This window comes from Mucilaginibacter koreensis (assembly GCF_054783355.1).
The window spans coordinates 2,003,378-2,024,472 of record NZ_BAAGQS010000001.1; the positions used below are offsets into that span (position 1 = coordinate 2,003,378).

23 protein-coding genes are annotated in these 21,095 nt (G+C 44.1%); 11 read left to right on the top strand and 12 right to left on the bottom strand.

The window, feature by feature from the left end; all coding sequences use genetic code 11:
* Position 1 precedes the first annotated feature (1 nt).
* Positions 2–1,012 carry a glycosyltransferase family 4 protein gene (locus ACYVNW_RS09090; RefSeq protein WP_460679540.1) on the top strand — a complete coding sequence of 337 codons (1,011 nt, stop codon included), beginning with the start codon at positions 2–4 and terminating at the stop codon, positions 1,010–1,012.
* Positions 1,013–1,210: 198 nt separating this feature from the next.
* On the opposite strand, the gene ACYVNW_RS09095 is transcribed toward ACYVNW_RS09090, so the two are convergent.
* The 4 genes from ACYVNW_RS09095 to ACYVNW_RS09110 form a co-directional block, all read right to left on the bottom strand.
* A complete protein-coding gene (locus tag ACYVNW_RS09095) occupies positions 1,211–2,677 on the bottom strand; it encodes a glycoside hydrolase family 130 protein (RefSeq protein ID WP_460679541.1) in 1,467 nt (488 codons plus the stop codon).
* Between the two features lie 141 nt (positions 2,678–2,818).
* On the bottom strand, positions 2,819–3,739 hold the full coding sequence (locus ACYVNW_RS09100) for a DUF58 domain-containing protein (protein WP_460679542.1): 921 nt from the start codon (positions 3,737–3,739) through the stop codon (positions 2,819–2,821).
* 112 nt (positions 3,740–3,851) lie between these two features.
* A complete protein-coding gene (trxA, locus tag ACYVNW_RS09105) occupies positions 3,852–4,172 on the bottom strand; it encodes a thioredoxin (RefSeq protein WP_460679543.1) in 321 nt (106 codons plus the stop codon).
* A 145-nt stretch (positions 4,173–4,317) separates the two neighbouring features.
* On the bottom strand, positions 4,318–6,171 hold the full coding sequence (locus tag ACYVNW_RS09110) for a DNA polymerase III subunit gamma/tau (RefSeq protein ID WP_460679544.1): 1,854 nt from the start codon (positions 6,169–6,171) through the stop codon (positions 4,318–4,320).
* A gap of 104 nt (positions 6,172–6,275) precedes the next feature.
* On the opposite strand from ACYVNW_RS09110, the gene ACYVNW_RS09115 reads away from it, so the two are divergent.
* Positions 6,276–6,869 (top strand): Uma2 family endonuclease, encoded by a 594-nt coding sequence (locus ACYVNW_RS09115; RefSeq protein WP_460679545.1) that lies wholly within the window; start codon positions 6,276–6,278, stop codon positions 6,867–6,869.
* A gap of 20 nt (positions 6,870–6,889) precedes the next feature.
* Here ACYVNW_RS09115 and ACYVNW_RS09120 read toward each other — a convergent pair whose 3' ends face one another.
* Entirely contained in the window at positions 6,890–7,867 is a 978-nt protein-coding gene (locus tag ACYVNW_RS09120; protein WP_460679546.1) for a Kelch repeat-containing protein, read from the bottom strand.
* Positions 7,868–8,055: 188 nt separating this feature from the next.
* On the opposite strand from ACYVNW_RS09120, the gene rpsF reads away from it, so the two are divergent.
* The 3 genes from rpsF to rplI are packed head-to-tail and all read left to right on the top strand — an operon-like array spanning position 8,056 to position 9,144.
* The gene (gene rpsF / locus ACYVNW_RS09125) at positions 8,056–8,418 is read left to right on the top strand and encodes a 30S ribosomal protein S6 (RefSeq protein WP_460679547.1); all 363 of its coding nucleotides are present in this window, start codon (positions 8,056–8,058) and stop codon (positions 8,416–8,418) included.
* Positions 8,418–8,681 (top strand): 30S ribosomal protein S18, encoded by a 264-nt coding sequence (gene rpsR, locus ACYVNW_RS09130; RefSeq protein ID WP_090623589.1) that lies wholly within the window; start codon positions 8,418–8,420, stop codon positions 8,679–8,681. Before rpsF ends, rpsR begins: the two co-directional genes overlap by 1 nt.
* 19 nt (positions 8,682–8,700) lie before the next feature.
* Entirely contained in the window at positions 8,701–9,144 is a 444-nt protein-coding gene (gene rplI / locus ACYVNW_RS09135; RefSeq protein WP_460679548.1) for a 50S ribosomal protein L9, read from the top strand.
* 20 nt (positions 9,145–9,164) lie between these two features.
* Here rplI and ACYVNW_RS09140 read toward each other — a convergent pair whose 3' ends face one another.
* A complete protein-coding gene (locus tag ACYVNW_RS09140) occupies positions 9,165–9,449 on the bottom strand; it encodes a hypothetical protein (protein WP_460679549.1) in 285 nt (94 codons plus the stop codon).
* Positions 9,450–9,492: 43 nt separating this feature from the next.
* On the opposite strand from ACYVNW_RS09140, the gene mtgA reads away from it, so the two are divergent.
* A complete protein-coding gene (gene mtgA, locus ACYVNW_RS09145) occupies positions 9,493–10,182 on the top strand; it encodes a monofunctional biosynthetic peptidoglycan transglycosylase (protein ID WP_460679550.1) in 690 nt (229 codons plus the stop codon).
* A 74-nt stretch (positions 10,183–10,256) separates the two neighbouring features.
* Here mtgA and ACYVNW_RS09150 read toward each other — a convergent pair whose 3' ends face one another.
* Positions 10,257–10,859, bottom strand: coding sequence for a YdeI/OmpD-associated family protein (locus ACYVNW_RS09150; protein ID WP_460679551.1), 603 nt, complete (start codon positions 10,857–10,859; stop codon positions 10,257–10,259).
* A 252-nt stretch (positions 10,860–11,111) separates the two neighbouring features.
* On the opposite strand from ACYVNW_RS09150, the gene ACYVNW_RS09155 reads away from it, so the two are divergent.
* The 4 genes from ACYVNW_RS09155 to ACYVNW_RS09170 all read left to right on the top strand — a co-directional run bounded on the left by ACYVNW_RS09155 (position 11,112) and on the right by ACYVNW_RS09170 (position 15,700).
* Positions 11,112–11,858 carry an acyl-CoA desaturase gene (locus tag ACYVNW_RS09155; RefSeq protein WP_460679552.1) on the top strand — a complete coding sequence of 249 codons (747 nt, stop codon included), beginning with the start codon at positions 11,112–11,114 and terminating at the stop codon, positions 11,856–11,858.
* Positions 11,859–12,014: 156 nt separating this feature from the next.
* A complete protein-coding gene (locus ACYVNW_RS09160) occupies positions 12,015–13,268 on the top strand; it encodes a pyridoxal phosphate-dependent aminotransferase (RefSeq protein ID WP_460679553.1) in 1,254 nt (417 codons plus the stop codon).
* A 122-nt stretch (positions 13,269–13,390) separates the two neighbouring features.
* Positions 13,391–14,101 (top strand): SAM-dependent methyltransferase, encoded by a 711-nt coding sequence (locus tag ACYVNW_RS09165; RefSeq protein ID WP_460679554.1) that lies wholly within the window; start codon positions 13,391–13,393, stop codon positions 14,099–14,101.
* Positions 14,102–14,104: 3 nt separating this feature from the next.
* On the top strand, positions 14,105–15,700 hold the full coding sequence (locus ACYVNW_RS09170) for an FAD-dependent oxidoreductase (RefSeq protein ID WP_460679555.1): 1,596 nt from the start codon (positions 14,105–14,107) through the stop codon (positions 15,698–15,700).
* Between the two features lie 323 nt (positions 15,701–16,023).
* On the opposite strand, the gene ACYVNW_RS09175 is transcribed toward ACYVNW_RS09170, so the two are convergent.
* The 5 genes from ACYVNW_RS09175 to ACYVNW_RS09195 all read right to left on the bottom strand — a co-directional run bounded on the left by ACYVNW_RS09175 (position 16,024) and on the right by ACYVNW_RS09195 (position 20,256).
* Positions 16,024–16,623, bottom strand: a complete 600-nt coding sequence (locus ACYVNW_RS09175; protein ID WP_460679556.1) for a MiaE family protein — start codon at positions 16,621–16,623, stop codon at positions 16,024–16,026.
* A 96-nt stretch (positions 16,624–16,719) separates the two neighbouring features.
* A complete protein-coding gene (locus ACYVNW_RS09180) occupies positions 16,720–18,030 on the bottom strand; it encodes an esterase-like activity of phytase family protein (protein WP_460679557.1) in 1,311 nt (436 codons plus the stop codon).
* Positions 18,031–18,128: 98 nt separating this feature from the next.
* The gene (gene nadD, locus ACYVNW_RS09185; protein WP_460679558.1) at positions 18,129–18,701 is read right to left on the bottom strand and encodes a nicotinate (nicotinamide) nucleotide adenylyltransferase; all 573 of its coding nucleotides are present in this window, start codon (positions 18,699–18,701) and stop codon (positions 18,129–18,131) included.
* A gap of 20 nt (positions 18,702–18,721) precedes the next feature.
* Positions 18,722–19,294 (bottom strand): guanylate kinase, encoded by a 573-nt coding sequence (gene gmk, locus ACYVNW_RS09190; RefSeq protein WP_460679559.1) that lies wholly within the window; start codon positions 19,292–19,294, stop codon positions 18,722–18,724.
* A gap of 86 nt (positions 19,295–19,380) precedes the next feature.
* Positions 19,381–20,256 carry a YicC/YloC family endoribonuclease gene (locus ACYVNW_RS09195; RefSeq protein ID WP_460679560.1) on the bottom strand — a complete coding sequence of 292 codons (876 nt, stop codon included), beginning with the start codon at positions 20,254–20,256 and terminating at the stop codon, positions 19,381–19,383.
* Between the two features lie 93 nt (positions 20,257–20,349).
* Here ACYVNW_RS09195 and ACYVNW_RS09200 point away from each other — a divergent pair, with 93 nt between their 5' ends.
* Positions 20,350–21,093 (top strand): hypothetical protein, encoded by a 744-nt coding sequence (locus ACYVNW_RS09200; protein ID WP_460679561.1) that lies wholly within the window; start codon positions 20,350–20,352, stop codon positions 21,091–21,093.
* Positions 21,094–21,095: the final 2 nt, after the last annotated feature.

Genomic DNA, 21,095 nt, shown 5'->3' on the forward strand with positions numbered 1-21,095 from the left:
CATGAAGGTAGCCATACTATCGCCCGTGGCTTGGCGCACGCCGCCGCGTCATTACGGGCCCTGGGAGCAGGTAGCTTCAAACATCGCCGAAGGCTTAATTAATTTAGGGGCAGACGTTACATTATTTGCCACGGGTGATTCTATCACCCGTGGTGCTTTACAATCGGTTTGTGCTACCGGTTATGAAGAAGACCGCACGCAGGATGCAAAAGTGTTGGAGTGCCTCCACATCAGTAACCTAATGGAACAGGCCGATGATTTCGACATCATCCATAACAATTTCGATTTTTTGCCGCTTACCTATACCGGCTTGATTGATACGCCGATGGTCACTACCATTCATGGTTTTTCATCACAAAAAATTATTCCGGTTTATAAAAAATATAATCAGGGCAACAATTATTACGTTTCCATCAGTAATGCCGACCGCAGCCCAGATTTAAACTATTTAGCTACAGTTTACAACGGACTAAACGCCGCCGAATTTCAATTGAACCTGCAACCTCAAGATTATTTATTATACTTTGGCCGTATTCATCATGATAAAGGCTGCGCCGAAGCGATTGAGATTGCACAGAAAGCTGGTAAGCAACTGCTGATTGCAGGCATTATTCAGGATGAAGGCTACTTCAAAAGTAAAATTGAGCCTCATCTGAGTGATCAGATACAATATATTGGCCATGCCGGGCCAGAGAAACGCAACGAGTTGTTAAGCAATGCCGCAGCACTGCTGCACCCTATTAACTTTAACGAACCGTTTGGCATGAGCGTAGCAGAAGCGATGCTGTGTGGAACACCGGTTATCGCCTTCAACCGCGGCTCAATGCCCGAACTGATTAATGACCGGGAAACCGGATTTTTGGTAAAAACGGTAGATGAGGCAGTAGTAGCAGTTACAGAACTACCCACTATTAACCGGCAGCAATGCCATGATTGGGCAAAAAGCCAGTTTTCGGCCGAGAAAATGGCGGGGGATTATTTCAGGCTGTATCAGGAAATATTAGGTAAGTGATACTCCTACTTTCTTCAACACGTAATTGCGAGGAATGAAGTAATCTCTGTATGCTTAACTACTAAAAGGTGCAGAGAGATTGCTTCGTTCCTCGCAATGACGTGATAGATACGGAATACTGAATTGAAGCTTATCACAAAACACGAGAGCCTGCGGATGATACCTGCAGGCTCTTGTGTTGTATGGTGTGTGTAAATACTATTTAGGACTTTGTTTTAACCTTTCCAGTAAGGCATTCAAATCTACTTCGGCAAATGAGGTAGAAGAATCGGATATACCGTAAGGGATAATCAATTTACCGTTGTGTACTAATGAACCGCAAGAGTATAATACGTTAGGTACATAACCTTCTCGCTCATCGCTGTTAGGCACCAGCAGGGGCTCATCCAAACGGCCAATCTCAATGGTAGGGTCGTCCAGTTTAAGTAAGCTGGCGCTCAATACATATTTACGCATAGGGCCTACGCCGTGGCCAATCATCAACCATCCGTCCTCAGTTTCAATAGGCGAACCGCAGTTACCAATCTGCACAAATTCCCAGGGGTACTCGGGCGACTGTAGTTTAATCGGCTCCTCCCAGATATTGATCTTATCTGAGTACATAATATAGTTATTGAAACCGTCGATACGTGAAATCATGGCATACTTGCCGTTAATTTTACGAGGGAACAGCGCAAGATTTTTATTTTGTGCACCAGCCCCGTAAAGCGGCATGATTTTAAAATCGATAAAATCTTCGGTTTGCAGCAATTTGGGCATAATCAACGCCCCGTCATACGCGGTATAAGTAGCGTAGTATACCGACGAACCATCTTCGTTATAAAACTTCACAAAGCGGGCATCTTCTATCCCTTTGCGTTCATACTCGGATATTGGAAAAATTACCCGGTCTGATATATCGGTATCCAGCGAGAAAATAATCTCATAGTAAGAATCGGCCAGCCATAGTATCTTATCGTACTCCAGTTTGGCCATATTGCTTTGTTGCAGTTTTTGCGAATCCAGAATTACGCGGCGCAGGTTAGAATATTCGAAGTGATAATCCAGTTGCTGCTCTATCTCTTTTAATACATCGATATTAATTTGTGTGGCTACCGCTTTTTCAAAAAACAGTTTTTTATTATATACCGCATTACGTACAATTTCAGCCTCATCAATATAATTACCGGCAGGTATCACCGTAATGTTATTGTATTTGTCAATTAAAGCCCGGCGGAAGGTGATAGAGGAGATGTGCCCCTCGCCTACTGCACGAAAACTGATGATTACCCTTCTTTCGCCTTCTTCTAAATCGCCCTGATCGGGGTCATCAATAATAGACGGGTTAAAAAAGGCTGCCGATTCAATAGAATACTCATGAGTAAAGTATGAGCCAATGAGCAGCTTGCGGTAAGCCGAAAGAGAATCATAATCAATATTTACTTCCTCGAACAGATGTTTCAGCTTGGCGCAATGCCGGTTGAGTACACGGGTAATATTACGATGCCGTTTAGAATACTCCTGCAACAGCGGAGATACCAGCCCGAACACTTTATCTTCATCCAGCCGGGCCACCTTTTGGATCACTTGCTTGGCCCGGTCATTACCGTTAAAAAAAAATCTGGCAATTACACGTTTCGAATCGGGGTTAACTCTAATAGCTTTGCGCTCAATAGAAAGTCTCATACAAAAAATAACAGTTTATTCATTAACGTTAATGGCTGTGAATTGATTGCCACAATTTGTCAAAAGCGTAAAGTAAGTCATTATTATTTTACAGGTAAATAAAATTATGTTTAAGTTAAAATTATTTATTCGTCGTACTCGCTAAACCATTTTATTACGCTTTATCAGGTACTCTTTAAGCAAATTATAATATCCCTGCTGAATGTCGGCGTCTACCCAATCTACGCCAAACTGCGCACATTTAAGTTGCAGCTGGTGGCGGTACTCCTGGTAAGCCGTTTTATAAATATCCCTCATTTGATGCGGGTGTATATTAACCTGCTCGCCGGTTTCAGCATCTACAAACCGGTGGGGGCGGTTATCAAAACTAAATTCCTGCTCGTGCAGGCGGTCGTTTACATTAAAAATCAGCACTTCGTGCTTGTTATACTTTAGGTGCTGCAAGGCGGCAAATAGGGCATTTGCATGATCAGGCTGAGCACTGTTTTCCAGCATATCGCTAAAGATAATAATCAGCGAACGCTGGTGCGCTTCCTGGGCAATGCGGTGAATTACATTACTCAGGTGCGTGTGCGCATTCTTTTTAGGTTGTTGATAGGCTTTTTCGAGCTGGGCAAAAAGATAAAAAAGATGTGTACTGGTGGAACGTACAGCGCTTAGCCACTCTACTTCATCCGCAAACAAACACAAGCCAAAAGCATCGCGCTGCTTTTTAAACAGGTACATCAGCGAAGCAATAGCGTAAATAGAAAATTGCAGTTTATTGATTCCCGTTTCCGGGTAATTCATGGATGATGAAGTATCCAGCAGCAAATAGCAGCGCAAGTTGGTTTCTTCTTCAAACTGTTTAACAAACAGCTTATCAGTTTTAGCAAACAGCTTCCAGTCGATATTTTTAACCGACTCGCCGCTGTTATACAGCCGGTGCTCGGCAAACTCCACCGAAAAACCATGAAAAGGGCTCTGGTGCAGCCCTGTAATAAAGCCTTCCACCACTTGCCGGGCTAACAAATCAAGGTTAGCCAACTGCCTGAGTTCATTATTTTCGCTGAGCTTTTCCATTACCTATCTGTAAATATACGTTGCCAGCCCATTGTTAATTGCGAAAATTGTAATTAAACAGAAAAGCCGTTTGGAAATGATCCAAACGGCTTTTTTATAATATGATATTAGTTTATACTAATTGTTTGTCCAGCTTGCCGGCCAGTACTGATTTTGGCACAGCACCGATTTGTTTGTCTACAATCTCGCCGTTTTTAAAGAACAATAAAGCCGGGATATTGCGGATACCAAATTTCATGGATACGCCCGGATTGTGGTCAACATTTACTTTGCCTACTACAACTTTACCGTCATAGTCTTTTGAAATTTCTTCAACTACAGGGCCTACCATACGACAAGGGCCACACCATTCTGCCCAAAAGTCAACCAATACCGGTTTATCTGATTTCAGCACAACTTCTTCAAAGTTTGCATCAGTAATTTCTAAAGCCATAATTTTAATTATTTATTGTTAAACAAATATATAGTATTCAAATCCCTTGCCACAAGTGGCGGTATGACATTCTGACAAACGAATTACCCAATATGTTTATCGCATATCGCTTTTTTACAATTAAGCAATTTTTTGGGGCATTCAATTAATCAAACTCGAGGTTGAATTTATTTTTCAGCTCAATCAAACCCGGGTTTTTGGCGGCCAGATATTGAAAGCGTTCTGATGAAGTATAAGGCCGTTTAGCTACAGCATGTTCATTAATATGTGGAATCACATTAATTTCAAAGTTTTTTAACTGCACCCGCAAAAAGTTTAGTAAATCGGGCTTTTCATCACGCAATGACAACTCCTGCGATTTGTTGTGCAGCGTTACCTCAAAATCATAAGGCTTTAGCATTTTAGGCTCATGCCCTGTCATGATGCTGTGCAGCGTAGCTTTGCCATCAGCCTTGGCCTGGCTGGCATACTCGTTCCACCTTTGCATAAACTGTTCCGGGGTGAACGGCTGCTTATCAGTACCTTTTATATAAGGGTCGTCCTCATCGGCCTGTGCCGTAGAGTCAAACTTACCAATATCTTTCAATGACGGTATTTTTACCGAAGCTCCCCCTAACGTGGGCTTAGGTATCTGTATTTTAGGCTTATCAGCTACTACTGGCTTAACCGGTTCAGGCTGCTTTACAGGCTCCGTTTGTTTCAGTAGCTCTGTTACAGTTGCCGCCGGCGCAGGTGTTGCTGCCGGGCGCTGGGGCTGGTAGGCAACAGCAGGCTCGGTAAGCGCAGCTATAGGCGCTGGCTGTTGTGCCATTGTTGCCGGTGCTTTTACCGGTTGCGTATCAGACTTTTTTGCTGCAGGTGCCTCCACCCCTGCCGTTGCTGCAGGCGCTACGGCCGCATTAAATACTGATGGCAGATGGCATATTTTCAACAAAGCCAGTTCCACCTGTAAGCGTTGATTTTTACTGAGCCGATAGTTCAGATCGCATTGGTTGGCCACATTCATGGCCGAGAGCAAAAAGGATATAGTGGACTGCTGTGCCTGCTGTAAATAGCGGTTTTTGATGTTTTCACTTACTTCAAGCAGTTTGATGGTAGCCGCATCTTTTACCACCAACAAATTACGCAGGTGGCCGGTAAGTCCGGTAATAAAATGGTTGCCGTCGAAACCCTTGCTTAATATCTCGTTAAACAGCAACAGCGTTTTAGAGGTATCCTCGCGCAGCAGACTATCAGTAATGTTAAAGTAGTAATCATAATCCAGAATGTTCAGGTTATCAATCACCGCATTATAGGTTACCTTACCTGCTGAGAAACTCACAATCTGGTCGAACATCGACAGGGCATCACGTAAACCACCATCGGCTTTCTGGGCAATAATGTGCAAGCCATCAGGCTCAAAGCTGATGTTTTCTTTTTGTGCGATGGAAGCCAGGTGCGCTGCCATGTCATCTACCTTGATACGGTTAAAATCAAAAATCTGACACCGCGACAGGATGGTAGGCAATATCTTATGCTTCTCTGTTGTAGCCAGAATAAAAATGGCATAGTTAGGCGGCTCCTCCAGCGTTTTCAAGAACGCGTTAAAAGCGGCTTGAGATAGCATGTGCACCTCATCGATGACGTATACCTTATAGCGGCTCCCCTGCGGCGGTATACGCACCTGCTCAATCAGGCTGCGAATATCATCTACCGAGTTATTGGACGCCGCATCCAGCTCATGTACGTTAAACGAATTTCCGTTTTGAAATGCTGTGCATGAAGGGCACACCCCGCATGCTTCACCATCGGGCTGCAAATTGGTGCAGTTGATGGTTTTGGCCAGGATGCGTGCACATGTTGTTTTACCTACCCCACGTGGCCCGCAGAATAAAAATGCCTGCGCCAGCTGATTGCTTTTGATTGCGTTTTTTAACGTATTGGTTACATGTTGCTGACCTACAACGCTTTCAAAAGTAGCCGGGCGGTACTTGCGTGCCGAAACTATAAAATTATCCACAGGCACTAAGATACGGAAAATTGAGGGAAGGGTAAAGATGGATTTTGGAAACTTGCAAATGGCTTGGAAAGTCAAAAAATATTATTTTTGAAAAAAACGCAGTAATGAATTTTTCAGATCTGGATTTATCAAAGAGCTACACTTATGCCGATTATCTACAATGGCGCTTTAACGAGCGACTTGAATTGATAAAAGGTAAGGTTTTTAAAATGAGTCCGGCGCCAAGTTCGGCTCATCAGTTTATATCAGGTATCGTATTCAATGAACTATATAATTATTTAAAAGGTAAGCCTTGTAAAGCCGTTTCAGCGCCATTTGATGTGCGGTTATCCAGAATCGTAAACGATAAACAAATCATTACCGTAGTCCAACCGGATATTTGTGTAATTTGTGATCCGGCCAAAATTGATACGCGAGGTTGCTTAGGCGCACCTGATATAGTGATCGAAATTTTGTCGCCCGGTAATAACAATAAAGAGCTGCAAAACAAGTATGAGGTATATGAAGAAGCCGGTGTGCTGGAGTACTGGATTATACATCCCTCTGAGCGCACCTTTTTTAAATACACACTTGTTGACGGCCAGTTTCAAGCATCAAAACTACTAACCGTTGGCGATGAAGTGATAACTCCTTTACTGCCCGGCTTTGCATTAAATTTAAATGAGGTGTTTGACAACGACAATTTACTTGAAGAATAAATCTGTTTCATAATCCACTCTCACTGCACCATCTGGTTCACATCTGTAGCCTGCGTACTCGTCATGCCCGGAAATGAAGTGCTAAGTCCGCCGCCATATACATAAAATAAATTACCAATAATGCCGGTATTGGTAAACTGCCGCCCCAGCATATTGGATTGCAGTTGGGTAAACGTAGCTGTTTGGGTGTTAAAGTACCCCAAAAAAGTATTGTGATTTAAATCACTCGTTAAAAAGATATAATTGGCTCGCTGGCTAACGGCCGGCTCCCTGATTTCCTGAGGCATTTGAGCTACCAGTGTGTAAGTTTGCGTAATCAGGTTATAGGCGTATACCTGTTTCAATGTACTGTTGCTGGTTACGTCGCGGCCGCCAAAGGTGTATAAGGTGCCATCAACTATGGCGCCTTTTACATTACCGGTTACGGGCAGGTATTTAAGTTTGGTAAATTTTTCGGTGGCGGGGTCAAATTCATATATCTTACGGGTAGGATAACCTGCTTCGCTGAAACCACCAAAAATGTAAACCTTATTATTCCAAACAGCTACACCGGAGTTAACAGCACCGGCAGGGTTACTTACTTTTAATGTAGTTACTGCTCCGGTTTCTGTATCTACGCTTTCAATGTTATAATAAAATCCGCGCCTGTCGGCCAAAATCCCCCCCATGATATATATTTTATGCATGGATGGCACATAGGCAGCAACACCATTAATTTTTGCGTTCAGTTTATCCGTCAGTACCTCCCATTTGTCTTCATCCGGGTCATAGCGCAATAATTTGGTAGAGTAAACGGTGCCATTGGCCAGCCCGTTGGCAGCATATAGATATTTGCCATCGTTACAGTAGGCCGCGTAAGTAAGGCGGTAAGGCAAATCAGCTTTTTTCTCAAAATTTACTTGCGGCTCTTGTGCATAGGCAGCAGATGCCGCTATAAACAGGGCAACGGTTGCAAACCATATGTTAAGGCGTTGGTAAAAACGAAGTTTCGGTTTCATTGTGTATAAGGCTTTATTTGCTGCCTAAGATAACAACCGTGTATTAAATCTTTTGTTATTCCTGCATTTTCAAACATATTTTTTCTGACATCAACCACAAATAACTCATTTACTATTGCTTAACTATCAATAATTTCTTACTTTTGCAGCCCGTAAAATAACGGAAAACACAAAAATTAAAGCACAAAATGCAACAGTACGAAACCGTCATCGTTCTTACCCCGTTGTTATCAGAGGATGTAGCGAAAGAGGCCATTGCCAAATTCACTAAAATCCTGACTGATAACGGAGCCGAGATTGTTCAAGAGGACAATTGGGGTTTGAGAAAATTAGCGTACCCTATTCAAAAGAAAACTACAGGGTACTATCACCTCACCGAATACCGTGCTCCGGGTGAACTAATTAACAAGCTGGAAACCGAATTCCGTCGTGACGAGCGCGTATTACGTTTCCTGACCATCGCATTGGACAAAAACGCTATTGCTTACAACGAGAAAAAACGCAGCGGCGCTTTTAACAAAAAACCAAAAACACAGGAGGCAGCACAATAATGGCTAACGATCAAATTCAATACGTTACCGCTCCTAAAGTGGAGGATAACCGTAAAAAATATTGCCGTTTTAAAAAGAATGGTATCAAGTACATCGATTATAAAGATGCCAACTTCTTATTAAAATTTGTTAACGACCAAGGTAAAGTTTTACCACGCCGTTTAACCGGTACTTCATTAAAATTTCAGCGTAAAGTGGCTCAAGCGGTTAAACGTGCTCGCCACATCGGTTTATTACCTTACGTTGCCGACTCATTAAAATAAGAACAAGGAGGTTTACAACATGGACATTATTTTAAAACAGGACGTAAAGAACCTTGGTGAGAAAGACGAAATCGTAACCGTAAAAGCAGGTTATGGCCGTAATTACCTGATCCCTCAAGGTTTCGCCACTTTAGCTACCCCTTCAGCCCGTAAAGTATTGGCTGAAAACTTAAAGCAGGCGCAATTTAAACAAGATAAAATCCGTAAGGATGCCGACGAAGTGGCTGCACGTTTAGAAGGTGTAAAACTGACTATTGGTGCTAAAGCCGGCGAAAGCGGTAAAATATTCGGTGCCATCAATACCATCCAGGTAGCTGATGCCCTGAAAAAACAAGGCTTCGATGTTGATCGTCGTCGCATTACCTTTGACCAGGATCCTAAAGTTTTAGGTGAATACACCGCAAACCTGAACCTGCACAAAGAGGTAAAAGTGAAAGTACCTTTCGAAGTAGTAGCTGAGTAAGCTATCCTCTTTAAAAGATTTTAAAAGCCTGCTGATTTCAGCAGGCTTTTTTCGTTTACGACCTGAAGTGCTGCGTGCAGCGGGTGCAGCATGTGCAGCACCGCGCAGCACCTTGAAGCAGCGCGCAGCACCCGCAGCACCACGCAGCAGGCGCAGCAGTGGCGCAAACGTGTCAGTGGTTTGAATATGTAAAATTCGTTATGGTGAGGAGGAACGGCGTGACCATTGTACAGAAGCAGTTGCTCCTGTTGAGGCATCTGCGTCTCTGTACAGCAAACAAATGCCATGCTATCGCTTACCATCATAAAAGAAAATAGATTGAATTTTCTCTACTTTCGCAATCAATATATGAACGGCATCGGCAAACTCATTTTTCGCATCTTTAAACTGGTATTTATCCTGTTTGTAAGCATATCCTTATTGTGGGTGTTGCTGTACCGCTATGTGAACCCGCCGGTTACGCTGCTGATGATACAACGTGGTTTTGAGCGCAAGCACGAAGGTAAAGATTGGAAAATTGACAAAGACTGGGTAGCCTTCGATAGTATTGCCGACCCCATGAAACGCGCTGCCGTTTCCGCCGAAGACCAGACCTTTTTAGATAATTATGGCTTTGATTTTAAAGCGATGGAGCGCGCTATTAACAAAAATGCCCATAGTCATAAACTCATTGGCGGCAGTACCATATCGCAGCAAACCGCCAAAAACGTATTCCTGTGGCCTGGCCGCTCGTATGTGCGTAAGGGTTTTGAGGCTTGGTTTACGCTGCTCATTGAAGCCTTTTGGAGCAAGGAGCGTATATTGGAAGTGTACCTGAATGTGATAGAAATGGGCGATGGCATTTACGGCGTACAGGCGGCCTCACAAGCTTATTTTCATAAAGATGCCAAAAAATTAAGCTGGCGGAACTCGGCAGCTATTGCCTCTATCTTTCCCAACCCGCGCAAGTGGTCGGCCAACAAGCCAGGGCCATATATGCGGCACCGGCAGTATATTATTTTGAAGAATATGCGCAGGCTGGGGCCGTTAGATTTTTAGTGATCCAGATGTTGATTACAGCCTAATCCAAGCACGTCATTGCGAGGAAAGTTGCGTTGTTGTATTGAAGCTTCTTATTTATACTTCCAGTTTCTATCCTTCCCTTCCGCCATCCACTCCACGGCCTGTGTTAAGCGCTTTTGGCGGGTGGCTTCGGTTTTGGCTTCGGTAATCCATTCCAGGTATTCGCGGCGGCAGGCGGCTGAGAAATTTTCAAAGGTTTGTTTGGCTGCACTGTTCAGTTCCAGCGCTTCAGTTACATAAGGCGGCACAGGTATCTCCGGCTTGGGCGATGATTTTCTGACGGCTTTGATATCCTGCTCATTCAGCTTCACCGCCTCGTGGATATAAGCAATGATGTATTCATCCGGCGGCAAATCAGCCAGCGTAGTAATACGGCCCATGCTCCCCATAGCTGCTTCCTTCTCCTTGGCAAAAAGCCCATGAAGGTCTGGCATCAATGACTGCTTCCAAAAACCCATGGCACAATGCTGCTTAAAGGCAGCCATATGGCAAACCGGGCCTTTATAATCGTAATGCACATGGCCCCATTTTATCTTTTCTTCTATCTGCGGACAGGCGCGGTGTACCAGCGCCCGTATGTGCATTAATATGGGTTTGGCAAAATCGGCCGCCTTAGCTATATACTCATCGGTTTTAACGTTGGTAGCTTCCATCCTTTAATTAGTAAGTGAATAGTTGGTTCTGTGTCATAAAAGTATAAAAGCACTCATCCAAATACAATAAATGCCCGTAAATAAGTTTAATACAGTAAACATGCAAATACCCTTCTCTCAAAAGCATAAATTACATTGCATTTATGCAATAAGTTTTCAATGTTCCGGCAATCAAATTTCATTGAGCATTGTTTGAATAATTCATACCTTTGCAGCCCTAAATAAGTAGTAACCTGTAATTTAGTACCATACGTGATCATCATCATTTTCTTCTTAGCACACTGGTTTTTATCCCTGTTTTTTCAAACATTTTACCTGCACCGCTATGCGGCACATAAAATGTTCAGCACTCATAAATTTACCGAGCGTGTATTTCACTTCCTTACCTTTGTTACCCAAGGTTCATCTTTTTTAAACCCGCGTGCTTATGCCGTTATGCACCGTGAGCATCATGCTTACAGCGATACCGAGAAAGACCCGCATTCGCCGCACTTCTTTACTGATGTATTTCAGATGAGCTACAACACACTAAAAAGTTTCCGTGAGCATGAGCGTCGCCTGAAAGACCCGGAAGCCCGTTTTAAAGGCAACTACCCTGAGTGGCATTTAATTGACTATTATGGTTCACATAATGTTACCCGCGTAATATGGGGTTTATTGTATGTGGCATTTTATGTGGCGTTTGCCACCCATTGGTGGATGTTCCTGTTATTGCCTATTCACTTCTTTATGGGGCCAATTCATGGCGCTGTGGTTAACTGGTGCGGTCATAAATACGGTTACTCTAATTTTGACAATGGCGATAAATCTAAAAACACTACCCCATTTGACTTTTTCATGCTGGGCGAACTGTTTCAGAACAATCACCACAAACACCCTAACAGCCCTAACTTCGGCAAGCGCTGGTTTGAAATTGATCCGGTATACCCGGTCATGAAACTGATGCATTATACCCACATCATCAGGCTACGCAAACCAGTGGCGGGAAGCGTTTTTTAGAACATACCATTTAATGATATATGCAAAAGGCCGGATGAAGTATCCGGCCTTTTGCGTTAAGTGCATCAACATGAGCCAAGCCGGCTTCTACTGTTGTATGGCTATGTATTCCTGCTCAAATTCCTGTATATTTGCGCCTTAATATCAATTACTACCATGAGTGTATCTGTACTGGCGCAAACGCTAAAAGGCTCTGAAATTATAAAAATCGGCAACGAGATTAACGAACTGAAACGTCAGGGGCAAAACATTGCCAACCTTACCATCGGCGATTTTGATCCGGCCATTTATCCCATACCTGCCGAGTTGCAACAAGGCATTATAGCGGCCTACCAGGCTCATCACACCAACTATCCACCTGCTGATGGTGTACTGGCCCTGCGCGAGCAGGTATCTGCCTTCTTAAACCGTCACTTCGGTTTAACATTTGGCGCCAATGAGGTATTGATTGCCAGCGGCTCACGTCCGCTCATTTACTCGGCTTACCTGGCACTGGTAGATCCGGGCGATAAAGTAATTTATCCTGCTCCTTCATGGAATAACAACCACTACTGCCACATTACCGGTGCACAGGAAGTAGCAGTAGAAACCAAGGCCGAAAATAACTTTTTGCCTACAGCAGATGACTTGCGCCCACACCTGAAAGGCGCTACCCTGCTTGCCTTATGCTCGCCGCAAAATCCTACCGGTACCATGTTTGAGCAAAAAGACCTGGAAGAGATTTGCGACCTGGTAATTGCCGAAAACAAAAGCCGTACCGAGGGCGAAAAGCCATTATACATTTTATACGACCAGATTTACTCAATGCTCACCTTTGGTAAAGCACATGTAAACCCGGTAAGCCTGCGCCCTGAGTTGAAAGATTATGTAATTTATATTGATGGTTTATCTAAATGCCTGGCTGCAACCGGTGTACGTGTAGGCTGGGGCTTTGGTCCGGAAAAAATTATTGGTAAAATGCGCGGTATCGTGGGTCATATGGGTGCCTGGGCACCAAAGGCCGAACAGGTAGCCACCGCACAATATTTGCAAAATGACGATCAGATAGCCACCTACCTTAATGGCTTTAAATCAAAAGTACAACAAACCCTAACTGCGTTGTACGAAGGCTTTCAGCAGTTAAAAACTGAAGGCTTTACGGTGGATGCTATTCAGCCGATGGGTGCTATTTATTTAACCGTGAAAATTGACTACACTGGCAAAACCACTGCCGATGGTACCGTACTACAAAATGCAGCCGACATCAACTTCTATTTAATTAAAGAAGCCAAAGTGGCCCTGGTACCGTTCTCTGCCTTTGGCACCGGCCCGGATGTCAACTGGTTCCGCGCTTCGGTAGGTACCAGCACGCTGGAAGACATTCAGGCCATGATACCGAGAATTAAGGAAGCGCTGAGTAAGTTAAAGTAAATAATTTCTCTATTTGTCATTGCGAGTAACGAAGCAATCTCGTTGGATGCTTATTGAATGAGCATAGCTACGAGGTTGCTTCGTTCCTCGCAATGACAACTTTTTCTACCAACATAAATAACATGCCTGCCGGAACCCTTTTCCTCATTCCTGTGCCTTTGGCTGATGATGCCGCCGCAAAGTCGTTCACTTCTTTTGCTGGGCAAACCATTAACCAGATCAAAGAATACATTGTGGAGAATGAGAAAACGGCGCGTAAGTTTTTAAAGCAGGCAGGACTCAGCATTCCGCAAAGCGAACTCATCATCCATGATTATGGTAAGCATCAACGTGAGCAGCCATTGAGCAACTTCTTTACCGGCCTGCTGGCAGGCCGAGATGCCGGCCTGATGAGTGAAGCCGGTTGCCCCGGCATAGCCGACCCCGGTGCTGATATTGTAGCCGAAGCGCATCGCCGGGGTATTAAAGTAGTGCCACTGGTAGGCCCCAGCTCAATTTTACTGGCGCTGATGGCCTCTGGCTTTAACGGGCAGAGCTTTACCTTTCATGGCTACTTACCCATTGATAAAGGCCAGCGCAGCAAGCGCATTAAAGAGCTGGAAAGCATAGCCGAACGGCATAGCCAAACACAGCTGTTTATTGAGACGCCATTCCGCAATAATCAATTATTGGATGAGTTATTGAAGACCTGCAAACCGGCCACCCGCCTGTGCATTGCCTGTAATTTAACTGCAGCTAATGAATTGGTGCAGACCAAGCCCATAGCCGACTGGAAAAAACAACAGCCCGATTTACATAAAAAGCCAACTATTTTCCTGCTCTTCCGTTCCTGATACATGCGGATTACGGAGCGCCATACCCAGATTGTAATTATTGGTGCAGGCCCCTCGGGGCTGATGATGGCGGCTCAGCTGCTGCGTAATGGTGTGCAGCCAGTTATTATTGACAGCCGCCAAGGCCCTACCTCCCACTCCAAAGCTTTGGCCGTGCAAGCGCGCTCTGTAGAAATTTACCGACAGATGGGTTTAGCCGATGAGTTGCTGGCACATAGCAGCTATGCAAAAGGTGTAAAATTCCATCAGCAAGGCAAAGAAGTAGCAGCGTTGAATTTGGAAGATGCGGGGCTTGGGCAAACGCTGTTTCCTCACGTATACCTTTATGAACAAAGTAAAAACGAACGTCTCTTACTCAATCAACTAACGCACCACTGCTGCCCGGTATACTGGAATACCACATTAACGGATTTACAACAGTATCCTGACCATGTCATCTTACAGCTGAATACCTCCGACGAGGCTTATACTTTAGACTGCGACTGGTTAATTGGTGCAGATGGTGCGCACAGTACAGTAAGACATCAACTACAAATACCTTTTAAGGGCGATACTTATCCGCATGAGTTTTTCCTGGCTGATGTGAAACTGAAGCACCCGCCTTTACCTCCCCAGGAAGTTGAATTATATTTGAATAAGGCACAGTTTGCGGCTTTTTTTCCGATGCAGGAGGAAAACAGTTACCGTATTGTAGGCAGCATACCACCTGATGTAGATGAAGCCAAGTTACAGTATGAGGAGATGGTACCCAAGCTTAGCGAGATTATAGGGTTCGCTCTGGAAACTGAAAAATGCCGTTGGTTTACTACCTACCGGCTGCACCACCGCATGGCAGAGCAGTTTAACCTGAACCGTTGTTTTCTGGTTGGCGATGCGGCGCATATCCATTCGCCCGTGGGCGGCCAGGGAATGAATACAGGCTTGCAAGATGCTTATAATCTGTCCTGGAAGCTGGCCGGCGTTGTAAGCAGAAAACTACCATCCGAAATATTGAAAACCTATGCCGCCGAACGCATTCCTGTGGCTACTGAACTGCTGCAAACTACCGACAGGGCATTTAACCTTATTACCTCCAACAACTTATTTACCGGTTTATTCAAAAAGCTGGCTTTACCATATCTGCTTAGCTGGCTTTGGAAAAAAGAACACGTAAAAAAGAATTTCTTTGCACGTATATCGCAAACTGGCATACAATACCGTAACAGTAAGCTGAGTTTGCATCTGAGCCAGGCCGGAACAGTGAAAGCCGGTGACAGATTGCCTTACCTGAAAATATATGATGAAAAGAAAAAGCAGGATACTGACCTGCATGCCTGGTGCAGCAAGCCCGGCTTTACGTTGATCACCATGGGGCCATTAAAGGAGCAGGAGCTCTTCAGCTTTGCCAAATGGATAACCCAGGGCTACAGTAGCTACCTCAACTTCTTTCACTTGCCACCATCCGCAAAAAACCTGGAAGTATTTGACCGCTTTGAGATTAAACAAGGGCATGTAAAAGCGTTGGTGGTACGGCCGGATATGTACATCGGCTTGCTTTCAGATATGGCCGATGTGGAGACAGTAAGAACTTATTTGAGGGATGTGGTAGGAGTGATTTGATTTTTTGTAGCTGGTGCAGCTATACGCTTAAGTGGTTCTGTGCTTTTGTTATTGGCAGTTTACTTTTTGCTTGATCAAAAAGTAACAAAAAATCAAGGCAGAAACAATCCTTCCCCGCACAAGGCCACCGCATGGCCCGGGCGGTTTCTGCCAGCCCACCGCGCTTAGGTACAGAGGCAGACCACCGCCACGTCATTGCGAGGACCGAAGCAATCTCTCTGCAAGCAGATCTTACATGGTGCTGACTCGTAAGTCGGGGATTGCTTCGTTCCTCGCAATGACGTGTTTAAATAAAGAATAGATTCTGATGTAATCATTAATCCTTATCCATGTATGGTTTCCTTTTTACCATAATTTTGTATCACCTGCGCTTCGTAGGCTAGGAACTCTTTCCAGCGGGCTTCTACATCTATGTTGCCGGCATATTTCTTGGCCAGGCGGATGAAGGTAGTATAGTGGGCGGCCTCGCTGATCATTAGCTCGTAATAAAAATCGGCCAGCTCTTTGTCGTTGATATTTTCCGATAGCACTTTAAAACGTTCACAGCTGCGCGCTTCTATCATGGCGGCAAACAGCAAGCGGTCAATCAGTTGGTCGGTACGGCTGCCGCCTTTTTTCATGAATTTTAACAGTTCGCCTACATAATCATCTTTACGCTCTTTGCCCAACACATAGCCCCGGGCGAGAATGATATCATGTACCCGTTTAAAATGATCCATTTCCTCCTGCACCAAGGCGGCCATTTCCTGCACCAGGTCCGACAGTTGCGGGTTCTGCACAATCAAGGTAATGGCGTTACTGGCTGCCTTCTGCTCGCAAAAAGCATGGTCGGTTAATATTTCCTCAATATTGCTTTCTACCACGTTGGTTACCCAACGGGGGTCGGTAGGCAGTTGTAGTTTTAAAATCGTTTTCTCGCTCACAGCTACAAAGATAAGTAAAGTGCATATTATATAAAGCAGCAAGGCCCGGCGTTTCATTACGTCGGGCCTTGCTGCAGGTTGATAAAGATATAAGGTTTAGAGTTTAATCTTTACAAAATACAAGCGGTTATGATCAACCGAGTTTGTTGCCGGTAAAATTTTGGCGGCAAACGCATTTGCGCCGTTATCTACCACACCAAAATCATCATCATTAGAGATTACCAAAATATTGCCGGGCAATAAGGCTAAACCCTCGGCTTTATCGTGCGGATACACTTTCGGTAAATCCTTCAGCAAATCGAGCACTAACGTTTTGCTTACTGGTGCAATACCTGCAGTTTGCAAACCGGCGGCATCGTTTAACTGCTCTACGGTTTTACCATTGTATAGCTTCCCGTTGGTACCATTGGCCGGGTCAGAAATATCGGTAGCGTTGCTGATATCTATTTTAAACACTTTTTTAAATGTGGATGGATTAGTAGACGCTCCACCATAGTTACCATCACGTTCGATAGTTAAAAAAGTAGTGGCATTTACGCATAATATTTCACTCACACCGGTTAACGAGGAATTATCCATTAAGTAGGCATATTGTTTGGTAGCACCCGTTGCAATATCAAAAGTAAGGATACGAAGTACGGTTGAGTTAGATACGGCTGACTTAGATGGATTATACATAGGCGATTGCATGATGCCTACCAGCGTTTTGCCATCAGGTGTGATGGCTAAACCCTCCATACCACGGTTGGCACGGCGTGTAGCAAATACGGCTGGTATTTTTCGCCCTCCGGTACCTGTACCAAAAGGATTGATACGCTCTATGGTACGCCCTGCAGCATCAAAGTGAACAATATGCGGGCCGTACTCATCACTTACCCAAAAAGAACCATCAGCGGCCAATACCAGGCCTTCAGAATCAATACCATCGGCGCTTGGGGCAATCACATTACCGTTCAGGTCATAAGCGGTTTCGCCTGAAGCACCCATACCTGCAGGATTGGGCAAACCGTTCAGTTTGCCGCCGGCAGCATTCTTAAATTCAATGATCTGCTCCAGCACCAGTTTCCCATCTTTTAAGCGGAACTTGCCGATTTCGGGCGTAAACTCCGGCCTGCCGATAATAATGGAATTGGCCGCCTGCCCTGCTACATTTGGTCCACGGTCGGTAAGCATATAAAATACATCGGGCGAGTTGAGGTCAGCTGCAACAGCAGAGCCAAAACCACCATTATACACCTTTACGCCATTGGCAGTGGTATACAGCACTGCCGGGTCGGCAGCTTCTGCCATATCAGGGTAAGTAAAAGGCGTATTTACGTCGTTGTGGTTTTTCTTGCACGAGGTAAAGCAAGCGGTTGCCAATAAAAGCAAACCGAATGTTTTATTGAATTGTGATAATGATTTCATATTACCACAAAAAGAAGATTATACTATGAACAGAGTGTTAATGACAGATTAATATTGTAGCTGCTTAATATTACTTATAACACAATAAGCAATTAATATTAGCTGTACAGGTTTTTATCATCAATAAACTTTAGCACCGCATCAGGTACAAAGAATTGTACGCTTTTCCGCTGGGCGATGGATTGACGGATGAAGGTAGCCGATAACTCCATCAGCGGTGTCATGGTAATGGTTACGGCCGGGTCTGATGCCAGGTCGGCGTTTTCATAACCGGGGCGCGGGTAAACATAAATCTTATAATTTTTGAGTATCTGCTTATAATTCTTCCATTTGTGCAATGATGCCAGGTTATCAGAACCCATAATTAATACAAACTCATGTTGCGGATACTTTTCAGACAGGTGGGTAAGCGTGTCAATGGTATAAGAAGGCTGCGGCAATTTTATTTCTACATCACTTACCTCAAGGTTATCCGCATTATCAGTGGCCAGTCGGGCCATTTCCAGCCGGTCGTAGGTATTAATTAAACTGCCGTATTTTTTAAAGGGATTTTGTGGGGTAACCACCAGCCAAACTTTATCCAGTTCGGTGTGATTGGCCATATAATTGGCAATAATTAAATGCCCGATGTGTATCGGGTTAAAAGAACCGAACAACAAACCAATTTTCATATTCAGTTTCGCTTTAAAAACTAACTTTCTAAAAATTCTTTCACCAGTGTTCTCGCCTCGGCGCAGGCCGTATCCAAATCATAATTTTTAAGTATGATATCGAATTTAGGCGCATAGTTCAATTCCTTCTCCGCCTTGGCGAAACGCTCCTTTAATTTTTCGGCGCTGTCTGTGCCACGGCCGGTTAAACGCTCAATCAGCACCTCTAATGACGGGGGTTGAACAAATATAGCCAGGGCTTGGTCAGCATATTTGCGCTTCAGGTGAAGGCCGCCTTCTACATCAATATCAAATATAACGGTTTTGCCTTTTTTCCAGATGCGCTCAATTTCCTGGCGTAAGGTGCCGTAAAAAGTACCCGAATATACTTCTTCAAACTCAACAAACTGCTTTTTGGCAATGCGGTGCAAAAATTCTTCTTTGCTGATGAAATAATAATCTTTGCTATCCTCTTCATCTCCCCTGGCCTCGCGGGTAGTGGCCGAAATAGAAAACTCCAGTTCGGGAAAGTGTTGCAGCAGGTGGTGTACAATAGTGGTTTTACCTGCGCCGGAAGGAGCCGAGAAGATGATAAGTTTGCCTTGTTTGCTCATTAGTTTTAGGGGTTCATTAGTTACGGGTTCATTAGTTCATTGGGATTCTTTTTCTACCCAAATGTACCAATGAACCAATAAACGCTTTACAGCACATTTAACAGTTGTTCTTTAATTTTTTCCAGTTCCTCTTTCATGCCTACCACCAGCTTTTGGATGTTGGCATCATTGGCTTTCGACCCCAGAGTATTTACCTCACGGCCTATTTCCTGAGAGATGAAGCCCAATTTTTTACCATTGGCATCAGCACTGTTCAAGGTCTCTAAAAAGTAGCTGCAATGGGTTTTTAAACGCAATTTTTCTTCAGTAATATCTAACTTATCAATATAATAAATCAGTTCCTGCTCCAAACGGTTCTGGTCAATGTGCTCACGGCCGGCAACTTCTGCCAAATGCTGGTTCAGGCGCTCACGTATTACCGGAATACGTTTAGGCTCCTCCACCTCCACCAATTCCAGGTTTTTCTGAATTAAACCAATGCGGTACTTCAAATCGTTTTCCAGCACTTTACCTTCTTCAGCCCTGAATTTTTGAAAAGCAGCCACGGCTTGTTTAAAGGTATTGTCTACCGCTTTCCATTCTTCTTCGGTTACACTTTCTTCGGTATATTTCACTACCTCGGGTAAGCCCAAAGCCAGTTCCATCAGGTTAGAAGTGGGCTCGTTCAATTCGGTGCTTACAGCTTTTAACTGTTCATAATAATATTTAAGCAAGGCGGTATTGATACCGGCGGCTTTCACTTGTCCTTCGTTTTGCTCAACGTTGATTGACAGGTTCACTTTACCGCGTTCCAGTTGCTTACTGCACTCGGTGCGCAGCTGAAACTCTTTATCAGAAAATGCTTTGGGAATACGTAATGACAGCTCCAGAAATTTGCTGTTTAACGATTTGATCTCGACGGTATATTTAACATTACCAAAATCGGTAACTGCCACTCCATACCCGGTCATGGATTTTATCATGCGCAAAGATAGGCTTTTTAAGCGATTTGTAAACGGCCGAGGCGTTTAACACTTTTTCACACTTTAAATTTTACTAAAGCGTTATGTTTACACATGCTTATTAATGCCCGGCTGCTGCCGTTTAAATGTTTACTGTTTATAGCAGTGCTATCTGTTTTTTCCCCGTTTTTTGCCAATGCGCAAACATTGCCGGTCATTAAAGGCTTAATTGTACGCTCTTCAACTTACGATCGCCTGGCCGAAGTAAAAGTAACCAACCTGCGTACACAAATAATTAAAGTGAGTGATGAACAGGGCATTTTTACCATACCCGCCAACATAGGCGATACGCTTGAATTCAGCAAAACCGAATATGCGGTAATGAAGCAAGTGATTACCAGCACTAATGACATTATTGTGAGTATGCAACGTGCGGTAACATTAAATACCGTAGTGGTAAAAGGCTACAGTACAAAAACCGAGCAGCAGGCTACTATGGATGCCTACCGCAGTAAAGGGGTTTATTATAATGGCAAGCCACCGGTGCTGTCTTACCTGGCTTCGCCTGTTAATGGTTTGTATGAGTTGTTTGGCAAGGAGCCTAAACGTGCAAGGCGCTTTAACGCTTACATTAAAGCCGAAAATGAAGGTATACAGATTAATAAGCGCTTTACCAAAAGCCTGATTAAACAGGTAACCGGCCTGCCCGATGAAGAAATACCTGCCTTTATGGATGCTTACCGCCCGCAATATGAAGAGGCTGCCAAATGGAGCGATTATGAACTGATGAACTACATCAAAAAATCTTATGCTGCGTATGAGGCTTTGAAAAAAGCGAAAGCCCAACCTGCTCCCTAATA

Bases quoted from the DNA above. Each gene is read 5' to 3' on its own strand.
- ACYVNW_RS09090 (WP_460679540.1), top strand. From the start codon at position 2: ATGAAGGTAGCCATACTATCGCCCGTGGCTTGGCGCACGCCGCCGCGT.
- ACYVNW_RS09095 (WP_460679541.1), bottom strand. From the start codon at position 2,677: ATGAGACTTTCTATTGAGCGCAAAGCTATTAGAGTTAACCCCGATTCG.
- ACYVNW_RS09100 (WP_460679542.1), bottom strand. From the start codon at position 3,739: ATGGAAAAGCTCAGCGAAAATAATGAACTCAGGCAGTTGGCTAACCTT.
- trxA (WP_460679543.1), bottom strand. From the start codon at position 4,172: ATGGCTTTAGAAATTACTGATGCAAACTTTGAAGAAGTTGTGCTGAAA.
- ACYVNW_RS09115 (WP_460679545.1), top strand. From the start codon at position 6,276: ATGAATTTTTCAGATCTGGATTTATCAAAGAGCTACACTTATGCCGAT.
- ACYVNW_RS09120 (WP_460679546.1), bottom strand. From the start codon at position 7,867: ATGAAACCGAAACTTCGTTTTTACCAACGCCTTAACATATGGTTTGCA.
- rpsF (WP_460679547.1), top strand. From the start codon at position 8,056: ATGCAACAGTACGAAACCGTCATCGTTCTTACCCCGTTGTTATCAGAG.
- rpsR (WP_090623589.1), top strand. From the start codon at position 8,418: ATGGCTAACGATCAAATTCAATACGTTACCGCTCCTAAAGTGGAGGAT.
- rplI (WP_460679548.1), top strand. From the start codon at position 8,701: ATGGACATTATTTTAAAACAGGACGTAAAGAACCTTGGTGAGAAAGAC.
- ACYVNW_RS09140 (WP_460679549.1), bottom strand. From the start codon at position 9,449: ATGATGGTAAGCGATAGCATGGCATTTGTTTGCTGTACAGAGACGCAG.
- mtgA (WP_460679550.1), top strand. From the start codon at position 9,493: ATGAACGGCATCGGCAAACTCATTTTTCGCATCTTTAAACTGGTATTT.
- ACYVNW_RS09150 (WP_460679551.1), bottom strand. From the start codon at position 10,859: ATGGAAGCTACCAACGTTAAAACCGATGAGTATATAGCTAAGGCGGCC.
- ACYVNW_RS09160 (WP_460679553.1), top strand. From the start codon at position 12,015: ATGAGTGTATCTGTACTGGCGCAAACGCTAAAAGGCTCTGAAATTATA.
- ACYVNW_RS09165 (WP_460679554.1), top strand. From the start codon at position 13,391: ATGCCTGCCGGAACCCTTTTCCTCATTCCTGTGCCTTTGGCTGATGAT.
- ACYVNW_RS09170 (WP_460679555.1), top strand. From the start codon at position 14,105: ATGCGGATTACGGAGCGCCATACCCAGATTGTAATTATTGGTGCAGGC.
- ACYVNW_RS09180 (WP_460679557.1), bottom strand. From the start codon at position 18,030: ATGAAATCATTATCACAATTCAATAAAACATTCGGTTTGCTTTTATTG.
- nadD (WP_460679558.1), bottom strand. From the start codon at position 18,701: ATGAAAATTGGTTTGTTGTTCGGTTCTTTTAACCCGATACACATCGGG.
- gmk (WP_460679559.1), bottom strand. From the start codon at position 19,294: ATGAGCAAACAAGGCAAACTTATCATCTTCTCGGCTCCTTCCGGCGCA.
- ACYVNW_RS09195 (WP_460679560.1), bottom strand. From the start codon at position 20,256: ATGATAAAATCCATGACCGGGTATGGAGTGGCAGTTACCGATTTTGGT.
- ACYVNW_RS09200 (WP_460679561.1), top strand. From the start codon at position 20,350: ATGCTTATTAATGCCCGGCTGCTGCCGTTTAAATGTTTACTGTTTATA.